A 12625-nucleotide genomic window follows, 5' to 3' on the forward strand; every position below is an offset into this window, starting at 1 on the left:
TCGGTAGGCCTCGGGCCCGTCAACAGGCGCCACAGTCGAGATCCCTCAGCACTTTCGTCTCGGGAGACCGCTACGCCTCAATCCGCGACTCGGGTCAGATGACCGCCTGGTGGGGCCGCCGTGGGCGGCCCCACGCCGCGCGCTGGCCCCCGGCCGATGTTGGCTTGTGGCCGGCCGGCCGGCGGCTATTGTCCGAGCAGGGCGAGGGGGACGACAGCGACACCATCGGGTCGTCGGTAGGCCCGCGGTCCGGTGTTGAGGATCCGGCAGTCGCTGAGCCGATCGCCGAGTCGGCCGCGCAGCCACAGCAGATGGCGTACATCGGCGTCGTGGATGGTGTCGGCGAGTTTCACCTCGATGGCGGTGCAGCGGGTGTCGTTGGTTTCCACGATGAGATCGATCTCGTGGTCGCCGTTCTTGGTGCGCAGATGGCCCACGCGGGCACTCATCGCCTCGGCATGGACCCGCACCGACTGCGTGGCCAGCGACTCGAACAGTGCACCCAGCCAGGTGCCGGTGGTGCGTGAGACGGTCTCCCTTTCGCGGCTTCCTACTGAGCATCTGGACGGTGCCGTACTGGGCATCTCGACGGATTGCCCTGTGGCTTGGAATCAACAACCGCCGTCCAGTCAGGCTCAGGCGAGGAGACGGCAGGTCAGCCGGCACCCGAGTGGGGAAACGGGGGAACGAGGCTCCGGCTAGGGGTGATCCGGACGTTATCCACACGGCTTTCGTTCATCCACAGGTTCGGGGGAACCAAGGATGCAGCGCTGGTCCTGGCGTGGATCCTGCACGCCGGCGCGGATGCCTTGGTGGTGCGGGTGCGCCTTGCGCGCCGACTCGATGCGAGCCTCAGCCCTCCTCACGACGCCTCCCGAATGCGTTCAGACACATTCAGGAACTCTGCTCGCCTTCCCCAGGTGTGAGGTTGTCCGTCTCAGCGACAAGGCATGCCACACTTGGAGCACGATCGAGAGTAAGGATGTGGTGACGGTGTCCGCGAGTCCACAGCCACTACCCGTCCCCGAGCGCAACGGCCGGGTTGACCTCGACGAGCTTTTCCGCGACGCCAAGCCGATCGGTGACGGCGCCGACTGGGCGGCGCCGGGAGTCTTCGAGACCGACGATGAGCTTGAGGACTTCCTCGCCTGGCTTCATGCCGACCGAGCTTCCGGCATCGCCTGACTCCAGTGCGGATCGTCCTCGACGCGGACGTGCCTCGCGTCGTCGGCTACGACGCCGGAATCAGCAGCGGGACACCGGCGCTCGTGGCAGCTCTGCTCAGCTTTTCGTCGAGGGTGGCCAGGGGGAGTCCGGTTCGCTCGGCCAGTAGCAGGTAGGACGCGTCGTACGAACTCAGTTGATGAGTGCGGCCAAGGGCGAGGAGTCCGACCAGGTCGGTGCCGGTCTCGTCGACATCGATGGGCAGTTGGGCCAGCAGGCGCACGAGCCGGCTGACCTGGGCCTCGCTGGCGCGTCCGCGGCGCTGGGCGACCAGCAGTACGTTCGCCACCTCGAGCGGCCAGATGGCAGGGACGCGTGCCCGTTCGCATTGGAGCCGGTCGAGGACGGCGTCGGTAGCCTCCGTCGCTTCGTCCTCGAAACACCAGGCCATCGTCACGCTGGCGTCCACCACGAACACGGTCAGCGCCGTCCTTCGTCGATCATGGCGCGGATTGAGTCGTCCCCGCGCCGGACGCCCACGCGTGCCGCCCGGAGGGCCGCGATGACGGCCCCCGGGCGCTCCGCGTCAGGCGCCACCGGGACGAGTCGGGCAACCGCGCGGCCATGCTTGGTGATCGTGATCGATTCACCGCGCGCGACCTCGTCCAGCAGGCGCGGCAGGTGCGTTTTGGCCTCGTAGGCGCCGATGTGCTCGGCGGTCATGCAATCAGACTAGTCGTAGACCAGTCGGATTGTCTTGGACTGGCTCGGGCCCGTCCAAGCGTGCTCCCGTCATCGACCAAAGTCGGAGCCGGCCTCAGTTCACCTTCCCCAGCGCGGCCTGCAGCATCCGGAGCCGGTACTCGGCGCTGTCCGGCGGCTCGCTGTCACCGAAGATCGCCTTCAGCCAATGCCCGTCGGTGTTGTTCGGGAACAGGATGTAGTCGGTGCCGAAGTGCCGGGCGTCCTCCATGGCCAGCTTCTTCCGCTCGGTCACCGAGTTCACGTAGTAGCGCCGGCGGAAGTCGTTCAGGTTGTCGCCCAGATAGGCGATGACGTCGTACTTGGCGGCGATGGCCTGCTGCGCCGGCTCCTTGTTCGACGACTCGCGCAGCATCGTCACGTGGGCGTCGTCGGCGAACGCCAGCCCGGCGTGCTTGAGGTTGGCCACGCCGAGCTTCTGGGTGTCCTCGCCCTGGTCGCGGCTGGACACGTAGAACACCTCGACGCCGCGGCGCTTGGCGTAGTGGGTGAAGTCGACCGCACCCGGGGTCGCAGTCGGGCCGTTCGCCGCCACCCACTCGTCCCAGAGCGCGTCGTCGAAGGCCTGCTTGCCGGCCGCCAGCAGCAGCGCCCAGTAGCTGTTCGAGTCCAGCACGGTGTCGTCGACGTCGGAGATGAAGGCGAGCTTCCGGCGCCGCCGGCCGCGATGCTGCGGACGCCGTCCGGCCAGCGCGGCGTCGAGCCGCGCCTTCGCCAGCTGGAACCCCTGGATGTACAGCATGTCGCGTTCGGCCGCCGTCTGCCGCCAGGCCACCGCCGCGCTGAAGATGTTCTGCACGTCGTTGGCGGCGGCGTCCGCCCGCGGCGCGGCGGCTGCCATCGCCGCCAGGGTCCCGCCGGCCATGCCGGTCAGCAGGCTGCGTCGCTTCAGATCACTCATCCCCGACTCCTCGATCACTGGATCGCCCGGTGGGTCCGGGCGACGAGGTGTCGCACGCTAGCAGCGGGACGCCGACCGCCGACAGGGGCCGCCTCACCCGGCGGCGACCAGGCCCGAGCAGAGCAGCCAGACCAGCACCCCGGCGGCGGCGATCCGGTAGACGATGAAGGCCGTGAAGGTGTGCCGCGAGACGAACCGGAGCAGCCAGGCGATGGAGGCGTAGCCGGTGATGAACGCCACCACGATGCCGATCAGCACCGGTCCCCAGCCGATGGTGGCCGAGATTGTGCCGGCCTGCGACACCGCCTCCAGCCCGCCCGCTGCGATCAGCGCCGGAATCCCCATGAAGAAGCTGAACCGGGTGGCGGTGGGCCGATCGATGCCGCGCAGTAGGCCGGCGGAGATGGTGGCGCCCGAGCGGGAGACGCCCGGGACCAGCGAGCAGCACTGGACCAGGCCGACGACCACGGCGTCGAGCAGGTTGATGGACGCCTCACCCCGTCCCGGCACGGCGGTGCGGCGATCCGCGAGCCACATCACCGCGCTCCAGCCGAGCAGCCCGGCCACCACCACCCACAGGCTGCGCAGCGGGCCCTCGATCAGGTCCTTGCCGAGCAGTCCGACCACGGCGATCGGGATCGAGCCGACGATGACGTTCCAACCCATCCGGTAGTCCGGCAGCGTCCGCGCCTTCGGGTCGGCGATGCCACGGATCCAGGCTCCGGCGATCCGCAGGATGTCCCTGCCGAAGAAGACCACCGCGGCCAGGATCGAGCCGAGCTGGATGACGGCGGTGAATGCGGTGATCGCCGGCGAGGAGACCGGGTAGCCGATCAGTTGCTCGGCGATGGTGATGTGACCGGTGCTGGAAACCGGCAGGAACTCGGTCAGCCCCTCGATGATCCCCAGGACGATCGCGTGGAACCACGACGCAGCCCATCCCCCTCCTGCCCGCACGGACCCTGAGCCCCGGCTCCGCAGCAGAGGTCTGACCCGATTCTCCGGACGCCGGCGCCCCGGCGAGGGGTCTGCTTCATCCGCCCTTCATCTCCCAACGCGGACCATAACCGCTGGTCACGACCGGTTCCGCAGGCGTGATGGCACAGCCCGGCGTGGGGTTCGGGCCCGCCGCCGGCGGTCTTCATTGCCGCTTCATCGCCGCTGCCTAGCGGGCACGTTCGTAGGTTCGTTGGCGTTGGTGCAGCGGCTGCCGAGCGGTTCTTGACCGGGGCATCAACTGCTGGAACCGGTTTGTGGTGGTTATGGCGACCGGTACCGGCGCCGTTGGCTGCTCGAACCGGTTTCTGGTGGCTACCGATACCCCCTGGGGGTTACCCACATCCACCAGAAAGTGGTTCGAGCAGAGATAGCGAGCCGACACCGGTCGGATAACCACCAGAAACTGGTTTCAGCCTCACCGCCGCCGGCAACCGTGTGGAAGGTGGCCATGACCGACGACCCAGTGCACCGCACGACGCCGCAGCGCCCGACCGCCGTCCGGCAGAACCCGACCCTGCTGGTGGACGCCGGACAGGTGACCGACGCGGTGCGGCACGCCGACAGCGGCGCCTTCGGCAAGACCCTCGGCGACTCCACCTACGTCTGGCGCTCCGGCGTCGGCGTCACCGCCAACGGCGACATCGTCACCGTGCACGGCAATGCGCTGTCGGTGAAGACCCTGGCCCAACTGCTGCAACAGGCCGGATCGGTCCGGGCGATGCAGCTGGACATCAACCGCGACTGGACCAGCTACGTCTACTACGACCACCGCGGCGGCCTGAAGGCGAAGAAGCTGACCCCCGACCAGGTGCGGACGCCGACCCGCTACCTGGGCACCTCGACCCGTGACTTCGTCTCGGTACGCAGCCGGTGAACGCCCTGCTCAGGCGCGGCTCGGGCCCCGCCACAGGTTGATCCCGCCCTCGACGGCGTGCGCGTCGAGGGCGTCCAGCTCCTCCTCGGTGAAGTCCAGGTTGGCGACCGCGCCCACGCTGTTCTCCAGTTGGGTGACGCTGGACGCCCCGATCAGCGCCGAGGTGACCCGGGCGTCCCGCAGGATCCAGGCCAGCGCCAGCTGCGCCAGGCTCTGCCCACGGGCCTGAGCCAGGTCGTTCAGCGCCCGGATGTGGGTCAGGTTCTGCTCGGTGAGCAGATCCGGCGACAGCGACTTGCCCTGCGAGGCCCGCGAGCCGGACGGAATCCCGCCCAGGTACTTGTCGGTCAGCATGCCCTGGGCCAGCGGCGAGAAGGCGATGCAGCCCACACCCTCCTCGCCGAGCACGTCGAGCAGCTCCTCCTCGACCCACCGGTTGAGCATCGAATAGGACGGCTGGTGGATCAGCAGGGGAGTGCCCAGGTCGCGCAGGATGGCGATCGCCTCGCGCGTCCGGGTGCCGGAATAGGACGAGATGCCGACGTAGCGCGCCTTGCCTGAACGCACCGCCGAATCGAGCGCGCCCATGGTCTCTTCCAGCGGGGTGTCCGGGTCGAAACGGTGGTGGTAGAAGATGTCGACGTAGTCGAGCCCCATCCGCTGCAGGGACGCGTCCAGCGAGCCGAGCAGGTACTTGCGCGAGCCCAGGTCGCCGTACGGGCCGGGCCAGAAATCCCAGCCGGCCTTGCTGGAGATGACCAACTCATCGCGGTAGCGGGCGAAGTCCTCACGCAGGTGGCGTCCGAAATTGGTCTCGGCCGAGCCGTACGGCGGGCCGTAGTTGTTGGCCAGGTCGAAGTGGGTGATGCCCAGATCGAAGGCCCGGCGCAGGATCGAGCGTTGCCGGTCGAACGGCACGTCGTCGCCGAAGTTGTGCCACAGGCCGAGCGAGATGGCCGGCAGCAGCAGGCCGCTGCGTCCGGTGCGGCGGTAGGGCATCCGGCCGTCGTAGCGGGCGGCGTCGGGAACGAAGACGGGTTGCAGCGGCATTGGGGCGTCCTTTCGGTCGCGACGATCCTACTGATCGGTCGCGACGATGCTACTGAGCCCGCCCCGTCCGGCCGGGCTGCGCGGAGCCGTCGGCATAGGCGGGCTTGGGGCCGGACGGCACCGCTGGGTTACGCTGACCCGGTGTCGTCCGAGCTCACGATCGCCACAGAGCGCCAGGTCCCACCGGATCGGCGTCCCGGGCCTGCGCAGGTCTGGCTGCGGATCCTGATCGGTGTCGCCGTGGTCGCCGCGCTGGTCGGCCTCCGGGTGCTGGCCCAGCCGTCCTGGACGGAGTGGCTGCCCACCGCGGCACGGGACTTCTTCACCCTGTCGGTCAGCGTGCTGGTCGAGTCGCTGCCGTTCGTCTTCCTGGGCATCGGCATCTCGATCGCGGTGCAGATCTGGCTTCCCGACCGGGTCTGGCAGTGGCTGCCGCGCAACCCGGTGCTGCGGCGCATGGTGCTGTCGGTGCTCGGGGTGATCTTCCCCGTCTGCGAATGCGGCAACGTGCCGATGGCCCGCGGGTTGATGATGCGCGGCCTCGGCGTGGGGGAGTCGCTGACCTTCCTGATGGCCGCCCCGATCCTCAACCCGGTCACCATCGTCACCACCTACCAGGCCTTCGGCTTCAACGACGGCGTGCTGCTGGGACGCGTGCTGGGCGCCTTCCTGATCGCCAACCTGGTCGGCTGGATGTTCTCCCGGCATCCCGACCCGGACCGGCTGCTGACCCCGGGCTTCCGGGCGGCCTGTCAGGCCGACCACAGCGAGACCCAGAGCCGCTGGCGGCGCAGCGCGGACGCCTTCGCCACCGAGACCGCGGCGATGATCCCGGCCCTGGTCGCCGGATCCTTCGTGGCCGGCGCCATCCAGGTCGGCGTGCCGCGGGACTGGCTGATCACCATCGGCGGCAACCCGGTCGTCTCGGTCGGGGTGCTGATGGTGCTGGCCTTCGTGGTGTCCGTCTGCTCCAACGTGGACGCCTTCTTCATCCTCTCGCTGAGCGCCGCCTTCGCGCCCGGCGCGGTGGTCGCCTTCCTGGTCTTCGGGGCGATGATCGACATCAAGATGCTGGCTCTGCTGCGCACCACCTTCACCACCCGCGCCCTGGCCCTGCTGACCGGGCTGGTCGGGCTGTCCACCCTCGTGATCGGATTGGGGCTCAACCTTGTCGCATGACCATGACCACGCCTCGTACGACCACCAGGAATCCCCGGGCGGGTTCCCGTGGGGCCTGCTGCTCGGCCTGATCGGTGCCGTCGCGATCTGCTGGCTCGGCGTCACCGGGCGGCTCAACCTGTACATCCACCCGCGCTACAACCTGTTCACCGTCGTGATGGCCGGGCTGGCCGCGGTGGCGGCGGTGGCCGCCTGGGTGATTCGCGGACGCAGCACCGCCGGCGGCCGGAGCTGGGCCGCGGTCGCGGCAGCCGCCGCCATGGTGGTGGCGCTGCTGATCGTCCCGCCGTCCACGCTGACCGCGGCGTCCGCCCAGCAGCGCTCGCCGAACAGCGGCACCGACGCCGACACCACCGCCCTGGCCGGGGCCAATCCGGCCACCTTCAAGCTGCGCGACTGGGCGATGCTGGTCAACGATCCCGACAGCGTCGCGAAATACTCCGGCCAGCAGGTCAAGCTGACCGGGTTCGTGCTGCCCACCGACGACAAGCGGGACGGCATGTTCTACCTGGGCCGGTTCGTGGTGACCTGCTGCACGGTGGACGCCCGCCCGGTCGTGGTGACCGTGGTCAAGGCGGAATGGGCGAAGTCGTACAAGCCCGACCATTGGCTGGAGGTGACCGGACGCCTGGTGCCGATCGAGGACGCCCCCGGCGGCGCCGTGCTGGTCGTCCAGCCGTCCGCGATCAAACCCGTCCCGGCTCCCGACACGCCGTACGAGTACTGAGGGGAAACGCGTGACGACAAGGGCGGACAGTGCCCGGTTCTGGCGCTCCAGCCTGATCGTGTGCGCCGTGCTGGCGCTGCTGGCGGTCGGGCTCGGCGCCGCCGGCGTGGTGCGCCGGCCCGACCTGGCCTCGGCCAGCATCGCGGTCGACCGGGCGGTCGGCTCGGCGGGGGAGCGCCTGGTGCTGAAGAGCCGCCTGCCGCTGGCGCCGCTGGACGCCGGCCAGGTGACGGTCACGCCCGCGGTGCCGTTCACCGTGCAGACCCGGGACAGCACGGTCACCGTCCGGTTCACCTGGCCGCTGGCCTACGACACCGAGTACCGGGTGGCGGTCGCCGGCGTCCGCAGCCAGTACACCAACACCGTCTCCGACTGGAACCACGTGTTCCGCACCCCGCCGGCCACCCTCTACACGCTGATCGCGCATCGCGGCGACGGAGCCCTGGACGACACCGTGGTCAGCGAGGCGCACGGTGAGCGACGCACCCTGCTCACCGCGCCCGGCATCGAGGACTACGTGCTGACCCGCGAGCAGGTGGTCGCGATCAGCCACCCGGACACCGAGTCGTCCGCCCTGGTCGCGGTCAGCCGGAGCGACGGCTCCCGGGTCGAGGTCGCGGCGCCGGCGGTGTCCCTGCTGACCGGCCTGGAGGCGGCGCCGGACGGCTCCAAATTCGGCTTCCTGGTCACCGGCGAGGACGGCCAGCGCAACTACTCCAGCAACCTGTTCATCGCGGACGCGGGCAACCCCGCCGCGCCGCCCGTCGAGGTCTCCGCCGGCGGGGCGGCGCTCTCGGTGCAGGACTGGCGGTTCGTCCCCGGAGCCAATGCGGTCGTCGTGGCCACCCCGCAGGAGCAGGCCTTCCTGATCTATCTGGACGGCGGCACACCGCCGGTGCCGCTGGGCAGCCTGGCGCAGCTGATCGGATTCCTGCCCGGTAGTTCGCTGCTGATGGCCGAGGGCTCCGGAAAGCAGCTGATGCTCGACCTGGCCACCGGGCTGAGCTCGGAGGTGGAGAGCACCCGCGATCCGGACAAGAAGACGTTCGCCGGACGCCGCAGCTTCCTCGCCGTCGGCGACTACCTGGTCGAGTACAACACCTTCCGCGGCGGCCAGGGACAGGGCGGCGTCTCCACGCAGCTGACCCATCGGACCCGGACCGGCAGCACCGAGCTGCTCACCATCAAGGACGGGGACGGGCACCTGCTGAACAGCGGGATATCGCCCAACGGCCAGTTCGCCTGGGCGGTGGTGCTCGACTCCAAGGCGCCGCTGACCGACCTGTACTCGGGGGCCTCCGATCACGCGACGACGATGATCTTCGACCTGGCCACCGGCAAGAAGGTGGGCAGCGCGCCGGGATCGTCCCCGGTCTGGACGTCCTGACCCGAACTCGCCCCGAAGCGGCACTGGTGCGGCGTCGTTGAAAGTTATATGATTGCTACATGCAACTATCGGAGGAGCTGACACGGCTGTTCACGCTGCTGTGGCGGATCACCAACGATCAGCGGCGCGGCGCGACGCTGGCCCGGCTGGAATACCTGATCCTGGCCCGGCTGTACCGCGAGGGTGCCATGCGGGCCGGCGACCTGGCCCACATCGAGGGCCTCGACCCGTCCACGCTGAGCCGCCGGGTGGCGGCCCTGGTCGACCGCGAGCTGCTGCTGCGGGAGACCGACCCGGACGACCGCCGCGCCCAGCAGCTGCAGCTCACCGACGCCGGCCGGGCGCAATTCCTGGCCGAACAGCAACGCCGGGTGGCCCAGGTGACCGACGCCGTCGCGCACTGGCCCGCAACCGACCGGACGATGCTCGCCCACCTACTCCACGATTTGAACGACTCATTGCAGAAGAAGGCCGCCTCGTGACCGACACCGCCCCCGAACCCTTCCGGCTGACACCGCAGTCTCGCCGCATCTTCACCGGCCTGCTGCTCGGCATGCTGGTGGCGTCCATCTCGCAGACCATCGTCGGTCCCGCGATGCCACGCATCGTCGCCGAACTCGGCGGCATGGATCACTACTCCTGGGTGGCGACCGCCGCCATGCTGGTCTCGGCCATCTCGGTGCCGATCGTCGGCAAGCTGTCCGACCTGTTCGGACGCCGTCCGTTCTACCTGGGTGGCCTGGCGATCTTCATCGCCGGTTCGGTGTTGGCCGGCACCGCGCAGACGTTCTGGTGGCTGGTGGCCGCCCGGGCCGTCCAGGGTCTTGGCATGGGCATCCTGATGCCGCTCTCCCAGACCATCGTCGGTGACATCATTCCCCCTCGTCAGCGCGGCAAGTACCAGGGCTACATGGGTGTGGTGTTCGGCGTCACCAGCGTGGCCGGGCCGCTGGCCGGCGGTCTGATCACCGACGCGCTGGGCTGGCGTTGGCTGTTCTTCACCGCCATCCCGGTCGGGTTGGTGGCGTTGTTCGTGATCGCCCGCTTCCTGGTGCTCGACCACGAACCGCGTCCGGCGGTGATCGACTACTGGGGCATCGTGACCATGTCGCTGGGCATCACCGCGACGCTGCTGGCGGCGTCCCTGGGCGGCACCAGCTACCCGTGGAACTCGCCGATCATCCTGGGCCTGCTGATCGGCGGCGTCGCGCTGCTGGTGGTCTTTGTGATCGTCGAGTTGCGGGTGCCCGAGCCGGTGGTGCCGCTGCAGTTGTTCGCCTCGTCCATCTTCACCTTTGCGAACCTGGGCGCCTTCGGCATGTCGATGGTGATGTTCGGCGCGATCATCTACGTGCCGGTGTACGCCCAGGGCGTGCTCGCGGTGAACGCGTCCACCTCCGGCCTGATCACGCTGCCGCTGATGCTCGGCCTGGTCTTCGTCGGCATGGGCGCCGGCCTGCTGATCACCAAGACCGGCCGCTACAAGGAGATCATGCTGGTCGGCGCGGTGCTGCTCGGGGTGGGCGCCGTGGTGCTCTCCCGGCTCACCGCCGCCTCCTCGGTGTGGGAGGTCGTCACCGGTGTCGGACTGATCGGCGTCGGCCTGGGCGCGCTGTCCCAGCAGTACACGCTGGTGGTGCAGAACGCGGTAGCCCGGCGCGACCTGGGGGTTGCGACCGCGGCCCTGCAGTTCTTCCGCAACGTCGGCTCCACCATCGGCACCGCCGTCTTCGGGACGGTGCTGAGCGGCGGCCTGGACGCCGCGATCTTCGCCAACCTGCCGCCGGCGGCGGCCCAGACCATGCCGCACGGCACGATCAACGCCGGCTCGGTGCTCGACCCGACCGTGATCGGTCAGCTGCCGCTGGAGGTGGTCGCCGCGGTCCGGATCGCACTGGCCCAGCAGATCGGGCTGATCTTCATCGTCTGCCTGCCGATCGTGGCGCTGGTCTTCGTCTGCACCCTGCTGATCAAGCCGATGGAACTGCGCGACACGGTCAGCAACGCGGAGGACGCCGGGCGCGAGCTGCTGGACACCATGTCGCAGCAGTCCGGGGACGTGGCGCCGGTGCTGACCGGGCCGGGCACGGGGGAGCGGACCCGGGAACGACTGCTCGGCCTGGAGCTGGCCATCGTCGCCGAGAACGCCGCGCGGGAGGACCGGCCGTTGTCCCGGCAGGCCGTCACCGAACTAGGCGGCGGGGACTTCTCCTGGGGCCTCACGCTGCTGCACTGCACGGCGGAGATGCTCACCTCCGACGACGCGGAGATCGCCGCCCGTTCGGAGAAGTACGCCTGCGAGTTGACCAAGCAGATCAACGGGGCCGGGGTGTCGATGAGCGACGAGCTCCGGCGTCAGATCGCCCTGGCGGCGGCGCACTCACCGCGCCGGGCGATCCTGGACGAGGTCGAGAAGCCGGTGGCCGAACGACACGAGGCGGTCGACATCGCCAAGCTGCGCAGCGCGGCGAACGAACTGATGGCGGCGCTGATCGCCGACATCGCGGTGGATCGCCGGAGCTGACAAGGCTCAGCCCAGCGAGGGAATTTTCAGATCGCGGCGCAGCTTGGCCACATGGCCGGTGGCCTTGACGTTGTATTGGGCCACCTCGATGTGGCCGACGCCGTCATCGTCCACGTTGACCACGAAGGTGGAGCGGATCACGCCCTCGATCTCCTTGCCGTAGAGCACCTTGCGGCCGAAGGCGGCGTAGGCGGTGAGCACCTTCTTCTCCGGGTCGGCGAGCAGCGGGAAGGCCAGGTCCTGCTGCTGCCGGAACTTGGCCAGCTTCTCGACACTGTCCGGGGAGATGCCCACCACGTCGAAGCCGGCGGCCGCGATCTCACCAAGGGCGGCGGAGAAGTCGACCGCCTGGGTGGTGCAGCCCGGGGTCATCGCGGCCGGGTAGAAGTACACGATCACCCGGTGTCCGGCGTAGTCGGACAGCGAGACCGGGTTCCCGTCGGGGTCGGGCAGGGTGAACGCGGGAGCGATGTCGCCCACAGACAGCTTCGGCATGGCCTCACTCTAGAGTGCCGCCGCCGGCGACGGAGCGACCGGGGTCGGACGTGGGCAGGTCCGGCCGCCGGCTCAGACTTCCGGGGGTGCCGGCACGGTCGCGGGAAGGCATAGGGTGGAGTTCCCAACCGAGGCAGAAGGACGTCCCGTGGCCGACACCACCACCCGCAGCAAGCAGGACATCGAAGCCGAGATCGCGGCTGCCCGCGAGCGGCTGGCGAGCAATGTGGCCGGCCTGGTCAACGAGGTGCACCCGAAGGCGGTCATGCAGCGCGGCATCGACGAGGCCCGTGGCTTCGCGGCGACCGAGTTCGCCAACGCCAAGGCCCAGGTGATCGACGAGAACGGTCGGCTGCGCACCGAGCGGGTGCTGTTGGTGGGGGGCGCCGTCGCCGGGGTGGTGACTTTCGTGCTGCTGGTCCGCGGCATCCTCAAGGGCCTCCGGCAGGGCTGAGCCCGAGCCCGGCGGCGTGGCAGGGCCAGGGCCCTGCCGTGGGGCCGGAATTCACCGAAAGCCACATCCCCGGCCGGTCGATGTGGGGTTTTCACCCTTGCCGTGTGGC

15 protein-coding genes are annotated in these 12625 nt (G+C 69.4%); 8 read left to right on the forward strand and 7 right to left on the reverse strand.

What is annotated here, in order from left to right; genetic code table 11:
• Positions 1-185: 185 nt before the first annotated feature.
• Positions 186-584, reverse strand: coding sequence for a DUF4143 domain-containing protein (locus QM582_RS18065; protein ID WP_415086751.1), 399 nt, complete (start codon positions 582-584; stop codon positions 186-188).
• Positions 585-993: 409 nt separating this feature from the next.
• Here QM582_RS18065 and QM582_RS18070 point away from each other — a divergent pair, with 409 nt between their 5' ends.
• Positions 994-1185 carry a hypothetical protein gene (locus QM582_RS18070; RefSeq protein ID WP_415086753.1) on the forward strand — a complete coding sequence of 64 codons (192 nt, stop codon included), beginning with the start codon at positions 994-996 and terminating at the stop codon, positions 1183-1185.
• A gap of 46 nt (positions 1186-1231) precedes the next feature.
• On the opposite strand, the gene QM582_RS18075 is transcribed toward QM582_RS18070, so the two are convergent.
• The 4 genes from QM582_RS18075 to QM582_RS18090 form a co-directional block, all read right to left on the reverse strand.
• Entirely contained in the window at positions 1232-1642 is a 411-nt protein-coding gene (locus QM582_RS18075; RefSeq protein ID WP_415086755.1) for a type II toxin-antitoxin system VapC family toxin, read from the reverse strand.
• A gap of 2 nt (positions 1643-1644) precedes the next feature.
• On the reverse strand, positions 1645-1887 hold the full coding sequence (locus tag QM582_RS18080; protein WP_415086756.1) for a type II toxin-antitoxin system Phd/YefM family antitoxin: 243 nt from the start codon (positions 1885-1887) through the stop codon (positions 1645-1647).
• A 94-nt stretch (positions 1888-1981) separates the two neighbouring features.
• Entirely contained in the window at positions 1982-2827 is an 846-nt protein-coding gene (locus QM582_RS18085) for a 5'-nucleotidase, lipoprotein e(P4) family (protein ID WP_415086757.1), read from the reverse strand.
• A 93-nt stretch (positions 2828-2920) separates the two neighbouring features.
• Positions 2921-3784 (reverse strand): undecaprenyl-diphosphate phosphatase, encoded by an 864-nt coding sequence (locus QM582_RS18090; protein ID WP_415086759.1) that lies wholly within the window; start codon positions 3782-3784, stop codon positions 2921-2923.
• A gap of 490 nt (positions 3785-4274) precedes the next feature.
• On the opposite strand from QM582_RS18090, the gene QM582_RS18095 reads away from it, so the two are divergent.
• The gene (locus QM582_RS18095) at positions 4275-4700 is read left to right on the forward strand and encodes a phosphodiester glycosidase family protein (protein ID WP_415086760.1); all 426 of its coding nucleotides are present in this window, start codon (positions 4275-4277) and stop codon (positions 4698-4700) included.
• 9 nt (positions 4701-4709) lie between these two features.
• Here the strand turns inward: QM582_RS18095 and mgrA are convergent, their stop codons facing one another.
• On the reverse strand, positions 4710-5750 hold the full coding sequence (mgrA, locus tag QM582_RS18100; RefSeq protein WP_415086761.1) for an L-glyceraldehyde 3-phosphate reductase: 1041 nt from the start codon (positions 5748-5750) through the stop codon (positions 4710-4712).
• Positions 5751-5891: 141 nt separating this feature from the next.
• Between mgrA and QM582_RS18105 the strand changes: the two genes are divergently transcribed.
• The 5 genes from QM582_RS18105 to QM582_RS18125 are packed head-to-tail and all read left to right on the forward strand — an operon-like array spanning position 5892 to position 11567.
• Positions 5892-6929 (forward strand): permease, encoded by a 1038-nt coding sequence (locus tag QM582_RS18105; protein WP_415086763.1) that lies wholly within the window; start codon positions 5892-5894, stop codon positions 6927-6929.
• Positions 6919-7656, forward strand: a complete 738-nt coding sequence (locus QM582_RS18110) for a TIGR03943 family putative permease subunit (protein ID WP_415086765.1) — start codon at positions 6919-6921, stop codon at positions 7654-7656. Before QM582_RS18105 ends, QM582_RS18110 begins: the two co-directional genes overlap by 11 nt.
• A 10-nt stretch (positions 7657-7666) precedes the next feature.
• Positions 7667-9043 carry a hypothetical protein gene (locus tag QM582_RS18115; RefSeq protein WP_415086767.1) on the forward strand — a complete coding sequence of 459 codons (1377 nt, stop codon included), beginning with the start codon at positions 7667-7669 and terminating at the stop codon, positions 9041-9043.
• A gap of 59 nt (positions 9044-9102) precedes the next feature.
• Positions 9103-9525, forward strand: a complete 423-nt coding sequence (locus QM582_RS18120) for a MarR family winged helix-turn-helix transcriptional regulator (RefSeq protein ID WP_415086769.1) — start codon at positions 9103-9105, stop codon at positions 9523-9525.
• Positions 9522-11567: an MDR family MFS transporter gene (locus QM582_RS18125; RefSeq protein WP_415086770.1), complete on the forward strand. Its 2046-nt coding sequence runs from the start codon at positions 9522-9524 to the stop codon at positions 11565-11567. Before QM582_RS18120 ends, QM582_RS18125 begins: the two co-directional genes overlap by 4 nt.
• A gap of 6 nt (positions 11568-11573) precedes the next feature.
• On the opposite strand, the gene QM582_RS18130 is transcribed toward QM582_RS18125, so the two are convergent.
• Positions 11574-12062, reverse strand: a complete 489-nt coding sequence (locus tag QM582_RS18130) for a peroxiredoxin (RefSeq protein ID WP_415086772.1) — start codon at positions 12060-12062, stop codon at positions 11574-11576.
• Positions 12063-12210: 148 nt separating this feature from the next.
• Here QM582_RS18130 and QM582_RS18135 point away from each other — a divergent pair, with 148 nt between their 5' ends.
• Complete coding sequence (locus QM582_RS18135; protein WP_415086773.1) at positions 12211-12516, forward strand: DUF3618 domain-containing protein; 306 nt, start codon at positions 12211-12213, stop codon at positions 12514-12516.
• Positions 12517-12625: the final 109 nt, after the last annotated feature.

This window comes from Micropruina sp. (assembly GCF_047607385.1).
In the GTDB taxonomy this organism is placed as follows: Bacteria; Actinomycetota; Actinomycetes; order Propionibacteriales; family Propionibacteriaceae; genus Micropruina.